Here is a 25,454-nt window from a genome sequence, read left to right on the forward strand (position 1 = left end):
GATCAAAGGCTTTGAAAATGTGCCGATTATTATGGACGAAAAGCAAGTTATGCAACTTATATCTGCGAGCGGAAAAGCAAAAATAATTGCAGTGCATATGGATGCGCTTGACCACTGCCGTACCACAAGACTCACATTGAGCGAGGAAGCAAAGAAAAACAGTGTCGGTGAGAACAAACTTGTGATCCTTAAGGATACAGAGATTTTCACCCTGGGCAAATAAATCAGAAAACGAAAATACCCGCCCAAAAAAAGTATTTGACTCACTTTGGCGGGTATTTTTATGCAAAAATAATCAACTGCATTTACCCCGGGCGTGGCCAAAGGCAATTTTCGGGCAAAGGATCTGCTTTTTTGAAACGGATTATACTAGCGTAGTTGTTTGCGATAGCGGATTATCATAAGTTTTCCAATCCGAATGCTGCAAGTTTGTCAATAATAGGAAATGTATCCAGGCCAAGCTTGGTTAAACTATATTCAACTCTTGGAGGGATTTCTGGAAACGATTTTTTGGTCACAAATTTATGCTCTACCAAAAAATTCAACTCTTGAATCAGCATTTTTTCGCTTATACCAGGAATAGCTCTTTTAAGTTCACCGTATCTTATTACGCGTTCGTTTATTTGAAATACTATTAACAGTCTCCATTTACCACTCAATATAATCAACGACTTCCTTACCGGGCAGTTTTCATCTGACTGTAAAATAATTTTCTGATTTTTTTCCATTGACACCCAGTGTTTCTAACCATTTAGTAAGTACCTAACCATTTGGTATGTACTTGTACGAAGGTAGTCGTTAACCTACCTTCGTACAAGTAATTTTTAAAATATAAACCTATGTCACAGGAAGAAACAAACAAACAGCTGGCTATTACCGCTTATCAAAGAATTTTTGGCGACTTGGATGCCACAGGAGTAGATCAATACATGAGCAGCACTTTCATTCAGCATAACCCCACAACACCCGATGGGCCTGAGGGCGTGAAAGCGCTTCTTCAAATGCTTATTTCACAAGGTGTTCCCAAACAAAAAATCATGTTCAAACATGTTGTTGCGGAAGGTGATACTGTTTTTCTTCATTCCCGTTATGAAATGGCAGGAAAAGAATGGAGATTTATCGACATTTATCGAATAGAAGATGGGAAATTAGCTGAACATTGGGATGCAATGATGCCGATGCCTGATGAACGTGGCAATAACAACTCTATGTTCTAAATTAATTGTACCGTAAATAATCAGAAAGATCGCAATTTGTCATCTAACCAGCTCTGATTAAATCAAAGCTGAGCACTACCATCAAGCATTAAAGTAACTAATTTATATTACTAAGAAAACCCATATAATTTCAAAAGACTCTCAGGTTTTATTCGATATTGCCTCTCAACCTTTTTAGTTTTATTAAATCACAATGAGGCTGGGGTTATTTCTAATCATCACAGGCATATTTGTTGGGCTTCACAGAAATTGCTCTAATTTGGAGCTTGGAGCATGGAGGCAAGCCTTCTTGCGTTTTTGATGACGGTAGGTACATTATTCTTTCTGATCACCACTCCTGAAAGTTGGATACCAGAATAAATGATCTGAACTGGGGTTTTCCGTATCTATCCGGTCGCGGAAGATTGGTCCTTAAAGACATTGTAATACTTGGTGAGGCAATAGTCCAAATGAGGGAGTCGGCAAGACTTTATTTGTCACGCAGATAGGCATTATATCAATCATTGTTAGATCAATCATCCCAAAAAGCTTGACTTTATTAAAACCTATTCCGCGGAAAACCTAGAGGAGGTACTACTATTGGCATGCAGGAGCTTAGTATTTACCTATTATTGAAACGCAACTTCCAGATACTGAGAAATCAAACACTCTTTAAAAAGTTTGCACTTTTGAGAAAAAAAATTACATTCGCAAAAGTAATTATAGTGGAAGTCCCTGAAATGCTGGCTTTTTGAAGGCTTATAAAGTTTACCGGCAATTAATTTTTTCCAATAGAATTTATCTGAATTGTAGTATCAAACTATGCCTCTAAACAGAAACCTGACCGATGATGAGTTATCCAAACTTTTAAGATTGGGGCAAGAATCTGCATTTATAGAAATTTATACCAGGTACTGGAAAAAAATATACTTCGCGGCCAAAAGCCGCATCAACGATGCGTATGCGTGTGAGGAAATCGTTCAGGAAATTTTCTGTAACCTATGGCGTAATCGTGAACACTTTGAAATTATTAAGGGCTTCGACAACTATTTTTCGGTGGCAGTCAAAAATCAGGTAATCAATTTTCTGGCAAAAAAGGCGAAGATTCTCCGGTACGAGGAAACGGCTAAAAAGACCCATTCTGAAGCGGATTACAGCACCCTGCAGCAGATCAGTTATTCTGAACTGCAACTCCATATCCAGAAGGCATTAAGTGTGCTCCCTAGTAGATCAGCTATTATTTTTAATTTAAAATATGTCAGCGGCTACTCTCAAAAAAATATAGCGCAGGAACTATCGATATCCGAAAAAACAGTTGAAGCCCACCTTGCCAGGGCGAGGAAAACAATAAAAGAATCTATTTCTATCCTTCTGTTCGCGCTTTTGTTCTTTTCGATAAAAAATTAATCTTTTAAATAGGGATTTTCCTTCCAGCGCTGTCTGTATATAAAACGGGCTTGATGAATAGTGATAAAAATATCGAACGGATGATGGAACTTGCCAAAAAATGGCAGGAAAATACGATAAGTCTGGCCGAACGGGAAGAATTTGATCGATGGTACAATTCATCGCATAAGAACCTGGAAAAAGATAAGGGCGCTGATGAATATGGGTTAGAACAAAGAATGTTGGATTCTATCCTCAAGGAAATCACTCCTAATGTCGTCAAACGACCATCCTATGGCAGAATAGCATTATTTTCCGCGGCGGCCGTTATTACCGTTCTTATATGTCTTGGCCTTCTTTCAAAGATATACCTGACCCCAAAAGTGGCTGCACCCGTTCAGTCAGCAATACAATATGATGCGCTACCGGGATCGAATAGGGCGACATTAACCCTTGATAACGGCGAGAAAATCGACCTTGCCCATGCCCGCAATGGCGACCTCAAGACCGACATTTCAACAAAGGTCAGCAAAATTTCGGGAAACAGGTTGGTCTACAGCCAACTGAGCCGCCCTGGTTCAACTGACCATTCTCAGCCGGTCTATCATACGCTTAGCACGCCACGCTCGGGTATGTTCCAGTTAACACTCTCTGATGGCACACACGTTTGGCTGAATTCTGGCTCTGTTATCCGCTTCCCGAAGGTTTTCGAAAATAAGGAGCGTGTAGTCTATCTTACAGGAGAAGCTTATTTTGAAGTTACCAAAAACCGTCATAAACCGTTTTTGGTCGTTACACCTAAACAAACCGTAGAAGTGCTCGGAACCCATTTCAATGTGAGTGCATATGAGGACGAAACCGTAACCAAGACTACCCTGCTTGAGGGAAAGGTGAAGGTAGCCAGCACTAACAGTAATGGGTTTAAAGTAATCCATCCCAATGAGCAGGCACTCTCCCAGGCAAATGGAATCCAGATTATAAAGGTCAATGCCTCCGACGTCGTGGGCTGGAAAAACGGGTACTTCATTTTCAACCGCACCGATCTTAGGTCGTTGCTTAGACAGTTTTCAAGATGGTATGATGTCGATATCGTTTATAAAGGTGAAGTGCCAAATGATTTCTTCCAGGGACAGATCCGCCGGGATATCAAGCTTAACCAGGCACTCAAAATCCTGGCTTTTGGCGATATACATTTCAAACTTGAAAACAGAAAGCTTATTGTATTACCCTAAATAAATAATGTAAAACCCTTAATAAATGACTATGACGAATCAAATACACTATTAATCAGGGCCAAAATGCCGAAAGTGCTGCAAACACTTCCGGCTTTGATCGAGCCAGCCAACAAATGCATTTTTCAACTAACCAAATCAAACCAAAATTATGAAATTAAATTCATGTGCGGAAACGCCATCCACATGGACGGTCATGGCCATACGATTTTCGATAACAAAATCAGCCATTTTCCTACTTCTTAGTACATGCCTATTGTTATCGGTAAAAGGGTATGCTCAAAATGTGAGCATATCTAAAAAAAACACACCGTTATCCCAGGTCTTCGATGAGCTGCGCAAACAGACCGGCTATACCTTTTTTTACAAAGATGCTTCTGTAAAAGACCTCAGGGTTTCTGTTTCGATAAAAGACGTCCAGCTGGACAAAGCGCTGAACATCATTCTTGAAAACCAGCCCCTTGTTTTCAGCATTATCGATAAAACGGTAGTGCTTAAGCGTAAAACCGAAAACCCTAAAACTATACCCAGTGCCGTATCTCCCGTCCAAGTTAAGGGGAAGGTCGTCGATGAAACCGGTGGGCCTATCGTCGGCGCTACAGTAAGCATTAAAGGCACTAAGAACATATCAGTAACCGATGCATCCGGAAACTTTGCCATCACGGCGCCCGAAAATGCCGTTTTAGTTGTAAGCTACCTTGGCTACCAAACCCAAGAATATCAAAATTTGGAGGGAAACGCAAATGTCATCAACATGGTTCCGACACCAAAAAATCTGGATGAGGTGGTCGTTGTTGGATATGGAACCCAAAAAAAATCAGATGTCACCGGATCGATTGTCAGGGCAGATCTGGAGTCTTTCCGGACTTCCCCAAATTCAAATATTGCCCAGCTCCTACAGGGCGCTGTTCCTGGTTTGAATGTTGGGCCGGTAACCTCTGCCGGGCAGACCCCAAGCATACAAGTCAGGGGACAATCTACACTAAGTGGCTCTCAAGGCGTTCTGATCGTTTTAGATGGTATCGTTTATGCTGGCGATCTCTCCAGGATCAACCCCAATGATATAGCATCTGTCGATGTATTAAAGGATGCAAGCAGTAAGGCAATATATGGTGCCACCGCTGCAAATGGAGTGCTTTTGATCACTACAAAAAAGGGGAAAATCGGTAGCAAGCCGATCATCAATTTTTCTTCATCTTATGCTACACAGAATCCTGCAAATATCCTACATCCCCTTAACAGGGAACAATTCATCCAGAAGGTCAGGGACATCAATTGGCGCACGGCATATCTGGCTCCTGAGTATACAACCCCTAATCCTGCCTTTAATGTTCGCTCCGCACTCGACCCCACACAACAGGCTGGTTATGATAATGGTACTGATTTTGACTGGTATGGTTCCGCTACGAATTCCGGATTTTTATATGACCAGCAGGTAAGCATCAGCAATGCAACCGAAAAGACCAACTTTTTCTTATCAGGTGGATATACCAAGCAGAAAGGGTTTATCATCAATAATCAGTTCAATAGGAAATCGGTAAGATTGAATCTGGAAACAAAGGTATTTGATTGGTTAACAGTCGGTACAAATGCATTCGCCTCCTTCGCTGATTATTCCGGTCTATCGCCAAATTTGAGGGATATCATGCTTTACAGTCCATTGAACACACCCTATGATGCAGCTGGAAATATCATACTCACCCCAAATGCCTCCATCAACAATCCTTTCCTGGCTACTTTGGGAAACAATTATGACCGCAGGAACAATCTTTCGGGCAATTTCTATGGCATTCTGAATCTACCGTTCATTCCGGGACTTTCCTACCGTATAAACTATGGTAACAATTATTTCTGGAACCAAAACTACTCCGCTAATCAGTATGCTGCAAATTTTACGGGAGCAGCATCCAAGACAAATGATAATACCTATGACAGTACGCTGGATCACATCCTCACCTACAAGAGAACTTTAAATAATATCCATTCCCTTGACCTCACCATGGTGTATGGATCCAGATCAACAGGTTACCAGACCACCAATGCCAATGGTACCGGATATAACAATATTGTTTTAGGCTATAACAAACTCGACCAGGCAACAATACAAAAGATATCCTCGGGCGCTTACAGCGAAACATACAATTACCAAACGGCGCGCCTGAGCTATGGCTTCCGCCAGAAATACATTCTCACCTCAACGGTTAGACGAGATGGCTTTTCGGGCTTTGCCTCCAACAACAAATGGGGCATATTCCCGTCAGCAGCATTTGCATGGGTGGCAAGCAATGAATCATTTATGCGCTTTAGCTGGCTGGACAACTTAAAAATGAGAATAGGCTATGGCGCCAATGGGAATCTTACCAACCGTTATGCTTCGCTGGCAACAGTTGGCCAGGGTGCCGCTTATGTATTTGGTGATGGTGGAACGACCTTGTTTGGCCAGGTTGTAAATTCGATGGGAAACAACGACCTTTCTTGGGAGAAAACGGTCGGGATAAATACAGGACTGGACTTTTCTATACTGARAGGAAGAATTTCTGGCAGTGTAGATTATTATAACACCATTACAAGCAACCTGCTATATAACATCAATATCCCGGAAATAACAGGCTTTTCATCTATACCAAGTAACGTAGGCAAAATCAGGAACTCTGGGACAGAAATAAATGTGAACACCGTTAACTTAAAGCTAGAGAACTTTCAATGGAACTCTGTTATAAACTTTGCCACCAATAAAAACCGGATAAAAGAGCTCCTTGGTACCGGTGACCTTGTTGCAAGCAATCTTTTTGTTGACCGTTCAATAGGTACGATTTATAACTATCAGACTAATGGATTATGGCAGTTAGGGGAAACACCACCTTCGGGTTATGCTGTTGGAAGCAATAAGCTGGTAGACCTCAATGGTGACGGAAAGATAGACGCCAATGACCGGACATTCCTTGGATATACGGAACCTGCTTACAGGGTGAGTTTCGGAAATACTTTCAGTTACAAGAATATTTCTCTTTTTGTCTTTCTGAATGCTGTGCAAGGTGGAAAAAATGGTTACATGAATGTAAACAATCCATGGACTGATTTAGGGATCCAACAGGGCGATAATGCGATCAGAAACAACTGGTTCAAGGAAATAGACTACTGGACACCATCAAACCCCGGTGCACAGTACAGGATTACGGGCAGTGTACCTGCAGTAGATCCACAGCTTTATCAGCAACGAAATTTCGTCAGGCTACAGGAAGTATCATTAAGGTACAATTTTGACGGCCGGATCACTAAAAAGCTAGGACTGAACAGTCTACAGGTTTTCGTAAGCGGAAAAAATCTTGCCCTATGGACTAAATGGCATGGGTGGGATCCGGAGACGCTACAGGGCCTGGCTTATGGGGCTAGTCCGATTATAAGGGGATATTCTGCTGGTTTAAATGTTACGTTCTAATTCGATGGTTATGAAAAATTCACTAAAAATATTTGTTTTAATTATATTCTTGACGGCCGGTTCTTGCAAAAGAGCGTTTTTGGATGAAAAGCCCCTGGACTTCACAAGTACTACAAACTCCTTCAATACCCTTAAGGATTTTAATGCTTCAATCTACAACATATACAACATTGTGCGTACCGAGTTTTATACCTCGGATGAGAATAACCCTTTTGATTATATCTATGGCCTTGACCTGGTGTATRACGGACAGCCAAGTGGTCCACAACGTTTTAGTAACTACACCACCTCCACGAACCCTACCAGTACTTATCTGGTAAGCCACTGGAGCCGTTTATACAAAATAATTTCAGAAAGCAACACCATTCTGGATAAGTTAGGTTCATCTCAGGTAGTGGGTAATGATATAACTTTCGTTCAGGCCAATGCCAGGTTCTTCAGGGGATTTGCCTACCGCACGCTTGCCTATCTCTATGGCGGGGTGCCCATCGAATTGCACCAGGTGACAAGCCCGAAGACCGATTATGTACGGGCCAGCCGCGAGGAAGTGCTAAAACAATCTATTGAAGACCTGAAGTTTGCCGCTGGCAATCTTCCCGGCATCACAACTGTGCAGGAGGGACAAATCAGTAATGTTGCTGCGCAGCACTTACTGGCAGAGGTTTATCTTGCTGCCGGTCAGTTCAATGATGCGGTATCAACTGCTTCCCTTGTTATTAACAACAGTAACATGGCCTTGATGAAAACCAGGTTTGGCTCCCAGGCTACAGACCCAGGAGACGTTTATTGGGATCTATTCAGGCCGAAAAACCAGAACAGGACAAGTGGAAACAAAGAATCCATCTGGGTAATCCAATTTGAAAATGATATTCCCGGGGGCTCTTCCACTGCAACGGATATTGCAGGCAGTTACAGATTAGAAAGACAGATTGCACCCTTGATCAGGGACGTCACACTTAGCAATGGTACAAAGCCATTTCTATGGCCAGTATCAGATTATACCGGCGGGCGCGGAATCGGTTGGGCAATATCCACAACCTATTTCTCAAATACAATATGGGCAAGTGACTTTAACAATGATATGCGCAACTCAAATTTTAATTTTGTTAGAACGTACGTTTATAACGATCCAGGTAAGACGGCCTATTTTGGCAAAACGGTCTCAACCGAAGCGCCTCCTACCGGGGTTACCGTTCCTAGCAGAGCTTTCTACGCTTACCAATCAAAATGCACCACTCCCGGAAAGCATCCCGATGGGCTTTTTTCAAATAAGGCTACCCTATTACTGAGCCCCGCAGCAGGTGGCACTTACACAGATCAATATATGTTCCGACTGGCAGAAACCTATCTTATACGCGCTGAGGCATACCTGGGCACTAAGGATAAAACTAAAGCCGCTGAGGATATTAACGCGATACGTTCTCGTGCAAATGCCAGCCCTGTGTTGGAGGGCAATGTTACCATCAATTATATCCTGGATGAAAGGATGAGAGAACTAGGGATTGAAGAGAAACGCAGGCTGACGCTGTCGCGACTTAATATGGTCTATGAACGTACCGTAAATATTGCCAAAAATCCATTAGCTGCCAACATTCAGCCATTCAATAACCTTTGGCCTATTCCCCAGCGGGAGATCGAACGTAATAAGGATGCAATCCTAACACAAAACCCGGGCTACTAACCATGTTCAGAACAAAAATCATATATTATCTACTACTGTGCCTGTTTGCATTTTGCAAACAGGCTTACAGCCAGACCGGGCATGCCCCATTGACGTATATTATGGATATGGTGCATAACAATCCGGGTGAAGAACCGTATAAGACCAAGTATAATGACCCCTTGTTTATGAAAGCAAACGGTTTCAATGGAATGGTAACCCATTGGTTTGTAAACTGTGCCATCACTTATGATGATTATCAGAAGGGGCTACTGCCTCTAGGAGGGCAGGAAAGAAAGTGGATCACAGCTAAAGCTGCCGAGATAGACCGTAAGTTACAGGCTTGCAAGAAAGCAGGGATCCAGGTTTATCCTTTTACGGATTTCATTGTATTTCCAAAATCGGTTTGGGACCGGTTTGGAAAAGAAATCAGGGGGCCCGGGACAGTAGAAGGTACAGGAGGAATGGCTGAACGTTCTGCAAAACCAGATATGCAGAGCAGGCGGACCCAGGAACTTTTGCGTGCTCAGATAGACGGAATTTTCAAGAGGTTCCCTGACCTAGGAGGGCTCACCCTTCGCTTTGGCGAGACTTATTTACAGGATACTCCTTATCATATGGGCGGTGGCCCCATCAGAAACGGTAAGGAAGGCATTGATGACCAGATCACGATGCTGAATTTACTTCGTGAGGAGGTATGCGAAAAACGGAACAAAAAACTTTTCTACCGCACCTGGGACTTTGGATATAACTTTCATACCAACCCGGAATACTATCTGGCAGTAACCAACCAAGTAAAGCCCCATCCAAACCTTATTTTTGTGATCAAATATCAACAGGATGACTTCCATAGGATGACGCCTTTCAATCCGACGATAGGAATAGGAAATCATCAACAGATTGTAGAAGCACAGTCCAGGATGGAAGCTTATGGAAAGGGTGCACATCCTTATTATACAGCCAAAGGCGTTATTGATGGCTGGCCTGAAACAAAATACGAGATCGCCTTTGGTAGCCATAAATTTACAGGCAGAGAAAACGATCGGTCTAAGCCTAGAGGTATCAGGGACATGTTGGGCAACGGACTGCTCAGTGGGGTGCTCACCTGGTCTAATGGTGGAGGTTGGGACGGTCCTTACACTAAAAGCGAAATCTGGACGGATTTGAACACTTACGTGGTTTCTCAATGGGCGCTACATCCCGATAAAACGGAGGAAGCAATTTTTAACGAATTTTCCGAAAAACTGGGCCTTCGAGGTTATCAAGCAGATCTGTTCCGACAACTGAACCTACTCACTATTGAAGGAGTGCGCAAGGGCCAGCTCAACAGCTATGCCTCCAACCAGGTTTGGTGGAGCCGTGACCAGTATTTTTCTGCTAAAGCTAATGAGGAGGTCATTGCAGAGATCATCGAAAAACATAAAGAACCAGAAGTACTTTGGGAAAAATCAGAAGCATCTGCCATCTGGAGGCAGATTGAAAGCTTATCCAATCAAATAACCTTTCCAAATGCAGAAAATCAGGAAGCAGTTCGTGTCTCTTGTACCTATGGACGGATAAAATTTGAGGTAATAGAAGAAATGTGGCGCCTCATGCTGGAAGCCCACAAATTGAAAGCCAAGGGAAAAATGGATAATGATGCAATCCATAGATCGATAAAGCACTATGATTCGCTCTGGGCAGAATGGAAAAATTTAAAAAGTAAAAGCAAGTATTGTGCAACACTATATACGGACCTTGCTTTCAGGAACCAAAGGAAAGGTAGTATAGGTGAATTGGTTGACAAATTGAGAAAACTCAGCCAATTGCCTTTCCGACACCAATAATCAATAGATGAGCGGTAATTCCTGAGCCAGGCGGCCGTTATCGTTTTCTAGCTTAAAGTCCTGAAATCGAAGTCAAGATTCAAAAATCTAGATAAGCCCCGAGGTACGCCTCGGGGCTTATGAATATTCCCGTATTTATAAAGTAAACGAACTTAGATTATTTAGCGTTTTTTGCCGGGAAGGTTCTGCATCGTTTCTTTTAAAAATTCTACTTTTCCTGTATGAACATCGTAAACAGCTCCTACAATTAAAATTTCTCCTTTTGAATATTTGCTGTGCAGTATAGGATCTAAATCCCTTAATACATTTACCTGATCGATCACATTTTGCCTCACGGCATTATTCAACGGGTTTCCAGCCATTTTCGCGGTTTTTGCCACAGCCRGTTTAATTTCATTTATCAAGGTAACTATATGGCCTGGAACATTTTCCGGCCGTTCTACTGCAGCAGCTACTGCGCCACATTCTGAATGGCCCAAAACCACAATTAAGCGGGTATACAATTTAAGTACCGCATACTCCATGCTGCCGTAAGATGCTGCTGATGAAACCTGTCCGGCAGTTCTTATGATAAAAAGATCACCTAGCCCCTGATCAAAAACCACTTCGCTGGGAACCCGCGAATCAGAACAGCCTACAATGGTTGCAAAAGGTTTTTGTCCAAAGCCCAATTTTTTAATAGTTTCTGCACTTTGCCTAGGGCGGGTAGATCTGTTCTCGACGAATCTTTTGTTTCCTCCCATTAGTTTTTTTATTGCAAGGAGTGGATTTTTGAATGCAGAATCACGGTCGACCAGGTAATGGTCATTGTCCCATTTTATGGTATCAGTCTTTGATCGCTTTTCATTTACGGGCGTGGCTGATTTGACATTCTGGGCAGATGCAGAATTCTGCAGGTAAAATAATGTAGTCAATCCCAATAGGATTGTTTTCAGGCTTAAAATCGTGTTTTTCATTTAAAGTAATAAGTTATTTTTTTACGTCTGGTGGTTAAACCGACAGCATACATGCTTAACAGCCGTTATCTATCAGTTAGACTTGAGTCTTTTGACGCAACAATGTTACATTAAATCTATGGTTTTAGCTAATACACAATTGTTGCTTAAGAATAGGATCAGTAGAAAGAATTTGACCAACTATAGGCAAATAAAGTTGGCCTCCCAAGAGCTATTCTTCTGGCAACACACACTAAATAAAAGCTCTATGAATTTGGATGTGCTAAAAGAGGGCATTCAATAGAAATGCCCTCTTTAAAGTGCGGCTTAGTAAAATTGCGCACCACATTATTTTCCCCAGAACGTGTTTTCAAGTTCCTGATCATCAGAAAACAACCATACATTTATGATCTTACCATCTTTTACCTCAAATAGGTCTACGCCTGTCATATCCATAGTCCGATCTTCGATGGTACCGGTGAAGTTAACAGGTAAGGCTGCCATATTGCCATTTACCATCAAGTTCCCGATCGGTTTTAGGGCAAAGGTACCTTGGGTAGCATCCATCATTCCACCCACCATTTTGCCGATTTCCTCGGTACCAGTCTTTAGCCCAGCAAATTGATGCGATCCTGGCTGGTGCCACTGTGCATCTGTGCTAAAGTATGAAAATGCAACACCTATATCGCCTTTACCTAAGGCTTCCAAATAAGCAGTAATAATTTCTTTCGGCATCATAATATTTAAGTTTTTTTTTTGTAAAGTAAGGCTATATATTACTATTGAACAAGTACTTACTGGTTAGTTCGGTACTTACCTGAAGGTTAGATTTACTGGTAATCAGATCAAAAAAAATAGAAATAATTATGCAGTTGAATACAAACTGCTGGCTAAGGAAACTAACCTGTGCTACGCAATTTGAGTAACTTCAAAATCCAATGATTGACTATACGGATTAATAACAATGTTTAAACGGCTCACCTCAGCATCGATCTATCATCTGAACACCTTTATTATCGACCATTAAATATCAATTAAATCTTCTTTTGCTATTCTGGCCTCCAACCTTATTTCGGTGCTTTTTCAAAGTTTACTACCGCTTCACAATGCGCATAGAGAGGCGAAAATTCGCCGCTTGACTTTACGCGCAATAAACGATACATTAAACGCTTGGGGCTTCGTCTATAACTTCTATCTTTACTTAATAGCATTTGCAGTTAAGAAAATTCAGGTGAGTGATTCGGTGAGTCAGTTATCAGAGGAGTCTTTTAAACCACATAGAGCGGAATTTTAAGCTGGGGTTCAGTTCCCCCACTCTCCGCCAAAATGGTTTCAAAAACCAACAAAAGCCTGCAGATCGTATGATAGCAGGCTTTTTGCATTTTAAGGAGTTACAATTTTCGCACGAATTCCGATCTTATAGCTGAGTGATTCGGTGAATAAGAAGATGAATAGTTATCTAAAAGTATTAAAGCAACTGAGATCAGTACGGGTTTGCTAGCTGGATTTTGAAGTTTTCGATTTTTGTATTCAATTCAGTCAATGATTCCTGATTTATAACACCATTATGGACATCAAAATTTTCATAAAACTTCGGCAATGAAAAGACTTCTTTAATATCAGCTCCAAATTGTGGAAAAAACTTCGACGCTTCTGCCATTACATTTCCACCGCCAAACCCACCCGGAGAAGTAGTCATCAGAAACATCGGTTTGTTTTGAAAAACTTTTACATTAATCCGGGAAGCCCAGTCGAAAGTATTTTTGAATGCTGCACTATAAGAGCGATTGTTTTCTGCTAGTGAACATATGATAATATCACAATCCTCAATATTCTTTAAAAATAGGTGTGCCGCTGCCGGGAATCCATTTTTTTCCAGATCTACAGAAAAAACAGGCATTGCATAATCGTTAAGGTCAATCAAATTAATTTCATTCCCTTCAAAACTTTTCAATACAAATTTTACCAGTTGTTTGTTAATAGAGGTAGAAGAATTACTTCCTGCAAATGCGAAAATTTTCATTTTTATATATTTATTACGTTATGAGATTTTGAAAATAATCAGCTTTTGTGCCAATTGTGTCTAGCGTTTCGCCACTTGGTGATGGCATTTAGCGGCTGTTATTTCAATACGCTCTTAAGTTCCACAACATCAAAGTTATCATTGTTTTCTAAAAAATGTTTTAATACCGGAATGTGTCCTTGCCCAAAAATTAAAATAACATATTTGTCTGAAGGTTCAACTTGATTTATAATATTTGAATAAATAGCAAGATTTCTTAAATACCAATCTGATACATATTCTGCTCCTGCAAAATTTTTACCTGCTCCAATCTTTGCCATAAATTTTAGATAAAGTGATAAATTTTTTTTTAATTCTTCGGGTTTATTTATGTGTTTTAAAACTTCGTTTATTGTGCCTTTTTTCAATTGATTATCATAATCATTTTTCATTAAATTTGCCTTGGTCCCTAAATCTTTTAGCAAAAAAAGTTGTTTATTTTCTTTTGCGGTCGCAGCCATTAAGCTATCGTGTGACATTCCATAAAATTTGTCAATACAATTTATATGATTTAATTTTAATTTTTTAGCTAGCCTAAAGCCAATTTGTTCTCTTTCTGAAACGGTAAGTTTATAATGATCTGTTAAATATAAATTATACAAACTGTCGTTAGAACGTTGATTTTCAACTGATCTTTCAATCATTACTTTAGTTGCTTTTGTTTGAGATAGAGCATTAGTTAAGTCTTCTAATTCACTTTGTCGCTTAGCACTAAGAAAATCGTCCGTTTTTAATTCAAATTGATCTGTATGTGGGGTTTCAAAATGAACAGTTCCAATTAATAAAATTTTTGTTTTCTGAGCCTGTCCGAATGCTGTAAGCCCAAAAGTTAAAGCAAAAATTAACGTTATTATTTTCATATATTTTGTTTTGATTGTTACTTTTTTGTTTCTGCGGTATTAATAGCCGCCAACTTAGTTATTCCAGCCATAAAATGGCATCAGTAAAACTTTTTAAGGATACTTTGAACTATAAGTTACTTTTTTGAAGCTAAAAATAGAGATATTTTTAGCTAAATTCGTTGCATAAGATGAAAAGTTAAAAACCCGTCTAGCGCAAGTCTTAGCGCCCACGGCCTTAGCAAAAGCCTGACTTGGGATTTCGTTAAATCAATACATTAATCTCTAAAAAAAATCTCAGCTAGATAAATATAGTGAATGCACAAGTCATCCACCCAGCTGCCTCCCACTAAGACTCGCGCTAGTAAGGGTAACCACCCTAAAAAATTATCTGGTAGAGTAATCTTAGAATGCTCTACTAGATAATATAATCTGAAAAAAAAATCTAAAACGTCGATTACAGATCAGAAACAGGAAATCCTTTAGCTAATTCCTTCTTGCCCTTTCTTATAATCTTCAATTCGCTTCTTATTCTTGTAAATTTCCCTGATTATTCTGAAAAGTTCCCGTAGATGTTGTAGTGGGTAATCCGATTCCCCGCCAGAGAAAAATAAAAAGCCTTAAATCGTAAGACTTGAGGCTTTTCTCGTTTCAAGGGATGGCATTTTGCCCAAATCCCAGATCAATCCCAAAATCCCTAGTTAAATTACTATGATAACACATAAACCAGATATTTTTTTTGTAAATTTAAGTATTGGAATTTCAGCTGCAGCTATTCTGAATTTTCTCCCCGGTTTCTAGTGCTTCCCCTGCAGCCACAAACCATAAATCTCCCTATTTAACTGAATTTTTAAACAATTTAAAAACTATTATCATGCCTAAGTATGTAATTGAAAGGGAAATTCCTGGAGTAGGAAAATCAACCGCGGAACAATTAAAAGAAATTGCAAAAGCATCTAACGAGGTGTTAAGCAAAATGGGGCCACAAATACAATGGGTAAACAGCTATGTGACAGACAATAAGATCTATTGCATTTACAATGCTCCAAATGAACAAATGGTCTTGGAACATGCTAAACAAGGTGGATTCCCAGCAAATTCAATAAGTAAGGTTTCAGCCCTTATGGATCCGATAACGGCGGAATAGAATATTATTATTTTCTGTAAATACACATTCTAGCGCAAGTCTTAGTGCTCCAGCCTGAGCAAAAGCCTGACTTGCGCTTTGATGCAATCACTTAGAAAAAGCATCTAACTAAAGCAGTTAAAGAGCCGGTCTACGACGAAATATTTCATGATATTTTTAGTTTATTTAAAGCTTAATTTTAAAAGCTGATTAAATACCCGCTTGTATTCTATACTAAATCTACTTTATCCTTCAATCTCATCTTCTTTAGGTGGTCTTACAAAATCTAAAAATTCTCTATCTATAACCCCAAAAGACTTAAAATTCACTTTTGCCTCTCGCAAAGAAATTGAATTCGGTCCTCCATCATCATCAATATGCTCCTCCTGATAAAAATCTTTATGCCAAAAACAAACTGGGCAGATCGTTGAAATCGCATCCTTTTCGATCGTAAAAAAACCACAACAAGCACATTTAATTTTATTTTCTGTATCCATTATTTATTTCCATGTATGAACTTGTCGTTGGCAATTAACRGCAAACCAGTTAGCTACTTGCCTGAACTTAAAGGTAGCAACAAATCTATTTATTCCCCACACGTCCATAGGCGCACGCAAGCAAGGAAATGGCGAATTCCGATCAATAAGTAATACCTCCTAATCTTGAGATAGACGAAAAAGAACCGCCTATTTCGAAATGAGTTCGGCACTGCTCATGGTCTTAATAATAAATCTATTGGTCAACTCCTTTTCTTCAGGAAACTGACAATCAAATTTTATGGTATGTTTTCCAGGTTTCAGGCTTGGAATAGCTTGTTTTAAGCTAATTTCTTTAACAAAACCACCTTTTTTGTTGTACATTTTAATGCTGGTTCCATCACAAACCACAGAATTTCCGGCTTCATATTCGCCAGGTAGTTCCAACTTGAAATAACCATCAATTTCAATCCATGGGTTACTGATGCTTCCCTCTTTACCCATAAAGGTTAAGGTAAAATTTAAGGGTTGCTCCGCTTCTTTGTTTGTAAATTCCCACTTAGAAAAAGTAGGCTCTCCTGGTTGAAGATCCTTTTTCTCATGCTCAAATTTGTATTTCTTGAACGGGTAGAGTTTCCAGTTTTCGTTTGTTTTTTCGAGATGAAAATCGTTCTCCGGATTTTTCAACCGGGTAATCTGATCGGCAGAGAAAATTTTCGATCTGTAGGCTTCCTGCCAAAGCTTAACTAAAGCAAGTAACTTACCAGTATTCGGATTTTTCTGAAGATTTTTATATCGTGCTACCAATGCAAAGCCTGCGTTGTAACCCGCAGCCCTGGCCATCATCCATTCAATATCTTCTTCGGTAGTGGTAGCGGAAAGTAAAAACCATCCCAACATATTGGGCATATAATTACGTTCGAGAAACGGTTGGTTTTCTAAACGATAATCGCCCTGAGATTCGCGGAATCCGCCATACCAGGGCTCTCCCCAGTTCCAGTAATGGCAAAGGTGCCAGTAGTAGTGATAGGAACGGCTGGTTCCGTTTACCAGGGTATGTTTGGTATCCTTAATTACCTTATCCGCAAAAATCTGCATACCATAATCGCCTTCACCTGCGGATAAACAACCTTCATGTCCATCAAAATCCATATGCGAAACACCAGTCTCATTAAAGAAACGCCCCAAATTTCCGGCTATTTCCTGTTGCAGTTCAAAATTGGGAAACAAGGTATTATAGGGATAATCGAACAGCATACCTGCCATTTCACCTTTCGGGTGATCAGATGCTTTCGTGCCGTACATTCCCCGCTGGCAATCCAATAATTTATAGGGCGCTTCTGCCGAAACTTCTCTAAAACGGATAATTTCGTCTCCAATTTTTACCGCATGTAACGTACTGGATTTAATATTTTTAAAATACTGGTCGGAAACAACAGGTATTTCGGTGGCGGTTGCGCTTACATTTTCTGTCAACACTGATGAGCCTGTCATCGAAAGGCGCTGGTCAGGAACTGGTGATACATAAGGATCGTTGGTATTGATAAAGGTACTTAAAGTGTGTACCCCAATGCGGATGCCTTTTTTACCTGCTTTATCTACACAGGTTTTCATTCCGGCAATTCCATTTGGAAAAGCAATTGGGTCCAAAATAAAATGCCCCCAGGATTTGAAGGGCCCTTCATGGTATAATGAAACCAGTCCTGCTTGCTGCGTATAATCTAACATGGCATCGACAGTTTTTTCATCAAAATCAGAAATCAGGTAAGCCCTCCCAGTTTCAGGCGATTGCTTGAACCAAACGCCGTTAATAAGTGCGTGTGGAAGGCCTTCTGCCAGTTCGATTGCTCCTATGCGGGATAAAACCTCAGGCTCAGTGCATCCAAAAAGTGCAATTTTGCTGCCTAGTGTTGTCTCGTTCGGAATCGCTTTTACAGGCATTTCCGGGCGCCCCCAAACGGTTAGCTTTCTATCTTTCGAACGATCTAAACTAAAGGCCTGCAGGCTGCTGCCATAAGGTTGTGGAATTGCCGTAGAACCACGCGATTCGTTAGCACCTTCTGAGCTATTTAAAACACCACCAACAGTTTTAGGGTTTAAAGCCTGGATACCAATGGCATATTCCCCATCGCGCACCACACCAACAACTTCGCCAATTGTTTTGTTGATAACAGTTGGATACGGTCCCCAGATTACCGCATTTACCTTGTCTTTCAGATCAATTTTGATCAGTTCGAAAGTTAAATGTGTTTTCTTTTGAAGCACTTTTAACTGTACCGTGATTTTTACCGGCTGATAAACCAAAGAAAGAATCCCTGATTTTAAAGTGGCCTCGTTGGGCTGATACCAATCGTTACCTACCCGGATCTGTAATAAAGAAGCCTTCTCTCCCATTGCCAGGTAATTTTTTCCAGAAATAGGGTTCGAAAGGGCTATTAACTGTCCTTTTGGAGACAGATTGAGATTCAAACCTTCGCTTTTTAAACTGATTTGCTGCGCCGAAGCACTCAAAAATTGAATAAAAAAGATTAAGGCGATAACGGTTCTTCTTTTCATTTGTTCAGTATTAATTTAATGTATGATATAACCGATTTACCGGCCCAACAAAAATTCAGAAACACCCATCGCTGCTAAAGTCACTTTGGCAACAGCTGGTTTGTTTTCGCCAGATTTTAGCTCAGTGATGGATTTTGCTTGCAATGCTTTCCACACAAATTGTGTTTGTTGTACAGACTGTTCGGGATTAAACAAACGCACCACAAAAGTTCCATCGGTATTGGGTGTAATGCTGGTCACTACAATTTTCGGATTGCTTAATTCAAAAAGTGTTGCAGGGAGTGTTTGTTCCTTTTTAACTGGCAATGCAATTAAGGGCTGTGTAAACTCGGTTGCTGCTTTTTCCATTTCAACATCGTTCACCATATTGTGTGGGCGCAAAGCATATTTAAAATGAACCTCACCTTCCTGATCGGCCTTGTAATTGGTATGCCAATAATTGTTCATCACATAACTGAACCAGGTTGAAGTTGGTTGTCCCTCTTTTTTCCATTCTTTATGTTTTGGTGGCATGGTCTGTCGCTCATCAATCATATTTCCTGGTTCTATCAGCGGCATTTCAAGCAGCATCCATTGCAGTCCTTTATCAGCCTTTGATACATCCACCCATCTCCTACCATATAAATAATCCATATTGGAGCCTGGCAACTGATCTTTTAAATAACGCATGCTGCCATAACCGGCATCGATAGTAGTCTCGCTTAAAGAAGCATCAAAGGGATAACCGAAGTGAACTGCTTCTTTCGATCGCACCGATTTTTTATCTAAAATATTCTCGATCAATAGCGCATCGCTCTCAGCATATAGAGACAATATTCTTTCCAGTTTATTGGCGCCTGGTGCATCTGAAACAATCGACACCTTGGTAACAACAGGCCCGTTCTCAATTACTTTTACCTTCACATCCCCATTGCTTACAGCCTCTCGCGGATCCATACCCGGAACATACCAATAGCTATTTAGGCCCTGATTGTTAAAACCACCCGCATAATTGAAATTAGTTTGTGTTTTTAATCCTGTAATACTTCCGTTTACTTTATCCCAGGTGAATCCGATTTTGCCGTTCGAAATCGAATTTTCAGCGACAGCAAACTGGCTTGCTGAAGTACTTGGTGCATCATCAGAAATTTCATAGGTTGCAGTACCTAAAGCAGCTACATCGGCCATAAACACATAATTTCCGTTACTTAGTTTTTGCAATGGCTTTTTGTTGCCAGCTGCATCTTTCACCGATCGCCCTGCTACAGTTCCCGATAATACGACCGGTCCGGTCCGTTTCCAGGATGAGGTATTAAATACCGCAATTTTTTTAGACTGTGGATCGCTTAATGGCTGCAGTAAATTTTCTTCCAAAGTATTGATCTGTGTATCTCCATCGAGCATAAATTGTTTTTTAATACGCCACTGTTCAGTAACAAAGGGCACATCAGGTTCGGTGATGCTGTTGTGCGCACCCCAGGTATGCTCATGGAACATGATAATGTTCGTCCAGGCCTTGTAAAATTTTTGTGCATCATACTGCTTAGGATTCAGCATCGAATAGAGTGTTGTTAATTGCTGCAGACGCAAACTATTGATCCTGTTTTTCCCCTCTTCAAAAGCGGTAGAAACAGCCCCATCTTCCCAGTACGGACTAATATCTCCTTTAACAGTCGGTATCTGTCCTCCGTATCGTTTATCAAAAGTTTCAAAAAGCTTGTCGGTTGTATTGAGTACAATTTTTGGGGAAGCATATTTCTCATTCCATTGTTTTACAAAGTCCGAAATCCCGGTATCAATGGGTCCATTATCTGCCACAATATTGTATCTCCATTGTACCATTTCGTATGGATAGTTCTTGGCTGCAAGTTCTTTTAAATAAGCGGCTATTTTTTTTGGTCCACGATCAAATACACCACCTATTGATGTTCCATGCCAAGAGGAATATCCTTTAGCGCCGGTCCAGAACAATACTTTTTCTTCTCCTGAGGGCGATGTCCACCATACAGGTTTATCGCCCCAGGCTTTCACAAAATATCCGGCCCTATCTCCCAGATAAGGGTGGTCTTCTCCCATAAAATTTGGCCCGCTCGAAAAATATTTTACGCCTCCCTTAGATAAAGCGGTTACGGTTGACCAGGCAAAGCCCGGAATATCCGAAATCATGGCGCTGTTGATTTTAAAGCCAAATTCTTTTCTGAGTTGAGCCGCATAATCTGTATAATGAAACATTTCTTCAGGCTGGCTTAAACCCGTAAGGATATTGGCATACAAGGCCGATAAACAGATGCTACCCTCTTTTACCGCTTTAATAAATTTTTCTTTTTGAGTTGGCGAAGCCTGTTTCATGTAATTTTCAACTGCCCATAATGATTCTATATTCCATTTAAATTTTGCTTCAACAGGATAATCTTTGGTTTTTTCGATCATCTCCAAAGCGTCGTCGATATTTTTAAGGTGGATTTTTAAAACCTCGGGCTGAAGATGGGAATATCCAATATCGGTATGGGAATGATGTATAAAATTTAACTCACGGTAAACAACCGATTTTATTGCTATAAACTTATTAACCAGTGTTTTCCCTGCCGAAATTGCTAAAATCTGCACGCTATCATCTTTTTTTACGGCATTTACGGGTATATCAAAATTGTTTACACCATCTTTTATCATAAAAGAATAAGATTCACTATTATTCACTTTAACCTTAAGCTGCTCCTCTTTTCCAAAGTGCAAAGCGGTTAATACAATAGGCTGTTTTCCGTTTTTCAATAGAAATGGCATCGGATTGATGTCTACTTTTTCTTCAAAAGAAAATTTGAAGGTCATATACCAATCGTTGCTATTCTGCGCCTGGCCAACCACTTTAAGCCGAACTGCTTGCCCTGGTTTTACCTTACTCTTTGGCAAGCGCAGGAAAGCCAGTCCGTGGGCATCATTGGCACCATCTCTTTTAGTTTGCTGAAAAACCAGCGCAGAACCATCAGCTGTTTTAAAAATCCAGTCAGGTGTTTTATTCCCTGGTATTGTGGTAAAGGTTAACAGTTTTTCATCGTTTACATATAAATCAAAATTGCGGTTACCGCTGCTGGTCGCAGTAGAATGTGCGGCAACCCAACTGAAATAAACATAATCTGCTTTGCTGTTTTGAGGAACTTTAGCCGTTTCCCATTCGATGGTTTTCTTACCATCTGTTACCCGCGTTAACAAAGCTGTTGTGGCATAATCTGGAAAGGCCGAAAAGTAAGTGATGTTTTCGCCACTTATTTCTTTTGCAAAACCATTAACCCAATTTATTTTTCCAAAATAAGGAACAGCAGTCTGCGATTGTGCTTGAATGCAATTTATTAGCAGAACAGCAATTATTACTATTTTTTTCATCTATATAAAATTTGTTTTTATTGGTGATGAAACTGTTATGATTTTATTCATCTCCATTTATGCTTTGGAAAAATCATGATGGCTTCATATAATTCACTTCTTTTAAGTCAATATTTGAAGGCACCGATTTAAAAGAGGTAAAATCAGGAATTGCAGTAAAACTGTTCCACAATGGAGTTGATCCGGCGTCATGTTGAGACAAAGGCGCTAAGCCCAGAATCAGTTCTATCGTACGCAGAAAGGAAGTAGAGGAATACATCGTGTGATCGATAAAATTTCTTTTCACATATGGTCCTGCCAAAAATGCCGTACTGCGGTGTGCATCGACGTGATCAGTACCGCTTTGCGCATCATCTTCGACAATCAGAACCAGGCATTCATTCCAAATTGGACTTTTACTCAAATATTCCACTAGAAGACCAGTAGCCAAATCATTATCGGCAACATGTGCATTCGGTGTTGGCCGTCCTTTCCTCAAACCCTCTGTATGGTCATTTGGGAAACGAATGGTGTTGAAACGTGGCACTTGTTTAATMGCAACCAATGAATCGAAATCTTTTTTCCATTGCTCAAAACGGTTTACGTCTTTTTCCGCCAATTCGTCCCAAGAATTGAAAGTCTTGCAATAGTTGTTTTGCAAGACCGGAAGCGTAGGCTTTTTGTCCAGCATAAATTCACCATAGTTCCTGAAACTTACATTAGCACGTTTACAGGCATCCCAAATGAATCCAGCCTTGTTATTGGCTATTGCTCTCCGGCCTTCTCCCGGATAGTCCCAGGCACGACTATAACAGGTTGGCCATATTTTTTCAAGATAATCGGTTGCATAAGCTCCCAATGTCCAGTTATGTCCATCGGCACTGACTTCAGCATCGACATAAAAATTATCAAGAAGCACAAAATCTTTCGCTAATTTGTGTTGGTTGGGTGTTATTTTTTCACCGAACATCACCAGAGACGGATCCCCATTCCCTTCTTTCACATCACCCATTACTTGATCGTAGGTGCGATTCTCTTTCACAACATAGAACACGTACTTAATAGGGCTTGGATCACCTACTTTCATCGGGACTGGATTTCCAACGTCATTATGCGCTTTCAATTCTTTTTCTTTTGAATACGGCGAATTTTCATAGACCATTTTCGTGTAGGCAGCCAGTAAATCTATCGAAGGCTTATCGATAATACTCAGCGTTCCCTGAAACAGCTCTCCAATAGAATGTACTGATTTTGGTTTTGAAGTATCTTCTGCTCTATATTTTAAATCATACCCTTTCATATATGGCGTTGGTGCCTGAAGATTGGTCATTGGTACAAAGCCTTTTCCGTTGGTCACCAATATTTTTTGATCAACCAGCTTCACATTAGTTGGATACCAGCCTGTTGGAATAAACCCAAGTGATTTACTTTCTCCCGGCTCAGAAACGTCAAAAACAGCCAGGCAGTTATTGTCGGCATTGGCAATGTAAAGCTGCTTTCCATCCTTGCTCAGTGCAAGCCCATTAGTGGTTGAACCCGCTGGTGCATTTGGAAACAATGCCGCATTAAGTGTCTCAATTACCTTTCGGCTCTTTCTATCAATCACAGAAACGGAATTATCATCGGAATTGGCCACAAAAAGGAAAGCGCCTTTTTTTGAAAGCAGAATTTCGTTTGGATGGCTTCCAACAGCAATTGAGGCGGCAAACTCTTCTTTGATGGTATCAAAAACCAATAATTTTCCACACCCCCAACAACTCACATAGAGTTCTTTTGCATCCGGGCTTAAAACACAAGTGTAACCTTCACCCTTCAATGGAAGTTGTTTTTTTATCTTTTTGGTCTCAAGATCAATCACATAAAGTGAATTATTCTCTTTGGTAACCACATAAAGCAATCGTTTTTTCTCATCGATATCGATTCCAGCTGGCGAAATACGTGTAGGCCATTTTTTGCCCAAAATGATCGTGTCGGCCAGTTTGAGTTTGTCATTAACTATCTTGTACTGCAGAATGACGTTGTCATTTCCACCTGAAACATATAACTTTTTATCGTTTTCGCTAAACTTCAACCCATACCAGCTTGACGGAACAATAACACTATCCAATTGGCGTTCCGCTTTTGGGTCAATCAATTGAATATATTGTTTTCCTAAACCGTTATTGGTAATAGCAATCAGCTTTCCAGATTTGCTGACCGCAATATTCAATGGTAAATCGCCCAATGGTAGGGATCGCCCCACATTGGTAATTCCCCAACCATTGGGCAGTAAAATACTCTTTGAAACAGTTTGTTCAGCGTTTTGTGCCTTCAAATTCAGTGTAAAAAAAACAGGAATTAGAATCGCCAGAAAAATTCGCTTGATGGGTTTATCCATTTCGTTGTTTTTATCTATAATAAAATAAATGAAGCAGGCTGATTGGCATTCAGCTTAACTTCGAACGTATTGTTCCTGATTGGAATTTCCTTTCCTATTTTTTCTCCCCTTAAATTACAGGGTTGTGCCAGTTTATATTTGCTGTTGAGCGGTAGGCTAACGGTACAGGCACCTGCTTTACCATTTTGTTCCCATAAACGGATTACATCACCTTCACCATCCCTGTTTTTTCCAAAGAAGGTCACTAAAATTCCTTTTTCCGATACTGAAATCCCTTTTGAACTACTTGTTTGATTTCCTGCATCACCGCCTGTATAGCCTACCATTAATGGATTTCTGAATTCTTCAGAAGGGATAACGATAGAATTCCCATCAGCATAGCGATCGATGCTCCAGATATAAAATTTAGCACTCCACGAACCTTCCACCCATTCAGTAAAATTCGTACTCCACTGATTGTTGTACAGATTGAAGAATACATTTCCTTCTTTTGGAACAAAATCGGTTGAATATTTCCATAACCCCGGACGGTCCAGACTTACACCTGGTACATCAGGAGAAGTAAGTCCAAACCCTTGACTGTTTTTATCTAAAACGGCTACTCCTGTATTGATAAAACCATAATCTAAATTCGTACCCTTTACAAAATCGGTTGTTGGATCTATTACCGCACCGAGCCTGCCCAGTTTAAACTTTGGTTTTTCGATATTGAAAGGAAAACTAATCCAACCGCCTTCAGGCCAGGCCTCTGCCGGTTTACCATTGATGCTCCAGATCACCTCTACAACGGGTTTATTTTCATACAAGGTAAAAACCATCGTATAATTGTGATTCAGATCGGCATCCCCTTTGAAAGTCACTGTAGCGGTAACCGATAAGGCATCTTTCGAAAATTTGATCGCTGCATTTTTACCAGATGTTTTTTTGTACGGCGTATTATCAAGATTGATCCGGCCCAATTCAGAATATGCCCAGTTCCAACCTGCCTTAATATAATCTTTAGCATAC

The 25,454-nt window shown here is 40.4% G+C and carries 20 protein-coding genes; 10 read left to right on the top strand and 10 right to left on the bottom strand.

The window, feature by feature from the left end; translation table 11 throughout:
- On the top strand, positions 1 to 223 hold a 223-nt coding region (locus tag AC1DND_RS05360; protein ID WP_477579718.1), incomplete at its 5' end, for a hypothetical protein.
- Positions 224 to 398: 175 nt separating this feature from the next.
- Here the strand turns inward: AC1DND_RS05360 and AC1DND_RS05365 are convergent.
- The gene (locus AC1DND_RS05365; RefSeq protein WP_057934932.1) at positions 399 to 728 is read right to left on the bottom strand and encodes a winged helix-turn-helix transcriptional regulator; all 330 of its coding nucleotides are present in this window, start codon (positions 726 to 728) and stop codon (positions 399 to 401) included.
- A 111-nt stretch (positions 729 to 839) separates the two neighbouring features.
- Between AC1DND_RS05365 and AC1DND_RS05370 the strand changes: the two genes are divergently transcribed.
- From AC1DND_RS05370 to AC1DND_RS05405, 8 genes are all read left to right on the top strand, one after another.
- Positions 840 to 1,217, top strand: coding sequence for a nuclear transport factor 2 family protein (locus AC1DND_RS05370; protein ID WP_057934931.1), 378 nt, complete (start codon positions 840 to 842; stop codon positions 1,215 to 1,217).
- A 344-nt stretch (positions 1,218 to 1,561) separates the two neighbouring features.
- Positions 1,562 to 1,705, top strand: a complete 144-nt coding sequence (locus AC1DND_RS05375; protein ID WP_083505527.1) for a DUF417 family protein — start codon at positions 1,562 to 1,564, stop codon at positions 1,703 to 1,705.
- Positions 1,706 to 2,018: 313 nt separating this feature from the next.
- Positions 2,019 to 2,603 (top strand): RNA polymerase sigma factor, encoded by a 585-nt coding sequence (locus AC1DND_RS05380; protein ID WP_057934930.1) that lies wholly within the window; start codon positions 2,019 to 2,021, stop codon positions 2,601 to 2,603.
- A gap of 53 nt (positions 2,604 to 2,656) precedes the next feature.
- Complete coding sequence (locus tag AC1DND_RS05385; protein ID WP_057934929.1) at positions 2,657 to 3,814, top strand: FecR family protein; 1,158 nt, start codon at positions 2,657 to 2,659, stop codon at positions 3,812 to 3,814.
- A gap of 66 nt (positions 3,815 to 3,880) precedes the next feature.
- Entirely contained in the window at positions 3,881 to 4,060 is a 180-nt protein-coding gene (locus AC1DND_RS05390; protein ID WP_057934928.1) for a hypothetical protein, read from the top strand.
- Between the two features lie 40 nt (positions 4,061 to 4,100).
- Positions 4,101 to 7,253: a SusC/RagA family TonB-linked outer membrane protein gene (locus AC1DND_RS05395; protein ID WP_477579722.1), complete on the top strand. Its 3,153-nt coding sequence runs from the start codon at positions 4,101 to 4,103 to the stop codon at positions 7,251 to 7,253.
- 10 nt (positions 7,254 to 7,263) lie between these two features.
- Positions 7,264 to 8,934, top strand: coding sequence for a RagB/SusD family nutrient uptake outer membrane protein (locus AC1DND_RS05400; RefSeq protein ID WP_477579724.1), 1,671 nt, complete (start codon positions 7,264 to 7,266; stop codon positions 8,932 to 8,934).
- A gap of 2 nt (positions 8,935 to 8,936) precedes the next feature.
- Positions 8,937 to 10,739: a hypothetical protein gene (locus tag AC1DND_RS05405; protein WP_157258289.1), complete on the top strand. Its 1,803-nt coding sequence runs from the start codon at positions 8,937 to 8,939 to the stop codon at positions 10,737 to 10,739.
- Positions 10,740 to 10,900: 161 nt separating this feature from the next.
- On the opposite strand, the gene AC1DND_RS05410 is transcribed toward AC1DND_RS05405, so the two are convergent.
- From AC1DND_RS05410 to AC1DND_RS05425, 4 genes are all read right to left on the bottom strand, one after another.
- Entirely contained in the window at positions 10,901 to 11,695 is a 795-nt protein-coding gene (locus tag AC1DND_RS05410) for a carbonic anhydrase (protein ID WP_477579726.1), read from the bottom strand.
- A 327-nt stretch (positions 11,696 to 12,022) separates the two neighbouring features.
- Positions 12,023 to 12,412: a nuclear transport factor 2 family protein gene (locus AC1DND_RS05415; protein ID WP_057934925.1), complete on the bottom strand. Its 390-nt coding sequence runs from the start codon at positions 12,410 to 12,412 to the stop codon at positions 12,023 to 12,025.
- Between the two features lie 745 nt (positions 12,413 to 13,157).
- Positions 13,158 to 13,697 carry an NADPH-dependent FMN reductase gene (locus AC1DND_RS05420; protein WP_477579728.1) on the bottom strand — a complete coding sequence of 180 codons (540 nt, stop codon included), beginning with the start codon at positions 13,695 to 13,697 and terminating at the stop codon, positions 13,158 to 13,160.
- A 98-nt stretch (positions 13,698 to 13,795) separates the two neighbouring features.
- Positions 13,796 to 14,596, bottom strand: a complete 801-nt coding sequence (locus tag AC1DND_RS05425; protein ID WP_477579730.1) for a DUF5694 domain-containing protein — start codon at positions 14,594 to 14,596, stop codon at positions 13,796 to 13,798.
- Between the two features lie 853 nt (positions 14,597 to 15,449).
- Here AC1DND_RS05425 and AC1DND_RS05430 point away from each other — a divergent pair.
- Complete coding sequence (locus tag AC1DND_RS05430; RefSeq protein ID WP_215132317.1) at positions 15,450 to 15,722, top strand: DUF4242 domain-containing protein; 273 nt, start codon at positions 15,450 to 15,452, stop codon at positions 15,720 to 15,722.
- Between the two features lie 224 nt (positions 15,723 to 15,946).
- Here the strand turns inward: AC1DND_RS05430 and AC1DND_RS05435 are convergent, their stop codons facing one another.
- From AC1DND_RS05435 to AC1DND_RS05455, 5 genes are all read right to left on the bottom strand, one after another.
- A complete protein-coding gene (locus AC1DND_RS05435; protein WP_477579732.1) occupies positions 15,947 to 16,198 on the bottom strand; it encodes a CPCC family cysteine-rich protein in 252 nt (83 codons plus the stop codon).
- Positions 16,199 to 16,387: 189 nt separating this feature from the next.
- Positions 16,388 to 18,733: a hypothetical protein gene (locus tag AC1DND_RS05440; protein ID WP_477579734.1), complete on the bottom strand. Its 2,346-nt coding sequence runs from the start codon at positions 18,731 to 18,733 to the stop codon at positions 16,388 to 16,390.
- 36 nt (positions 18,734 to 18,769) lie between these two features.
- A complete protein-coding gene (locus AC1DND_RS05445) occupies positions 18,770 to 22,090 on the bottom strand; it encodes a glycoside hydrolase family 38 N-terminal domain-containing protein (protein WP_477579735.1) in 3,321 nt (1,106 codons plus the stop codon).
- Between the two features lie 73 nt (positions 22,091 to 22,163).
- On the bottom strand, positions 22,164 to 24,446 hold the full coding sequence (locus AC1DND_RS05450; protein ID WP_477579737.1) for a bifunctional YncE family protein/alkaline phosphatase family protein: 2,283 nt from the start codon (positions 24,444 to 24,446) through the stop codon (positions 22,164 to 22,166).
- Positions 24,447 to 24,460: 14 nt separating this feature from the next.
- Positions 24,461 to 25,454 (bottom strand): hypothetical protein (locus tag AC1DND_RS05455; protein WP_477579739.1); only part of this gene is annotated, 994 nt, incomplete at its 5' end.

Source organism: Pedobacter sp. 01N416, from assembly GCF_056399685.1.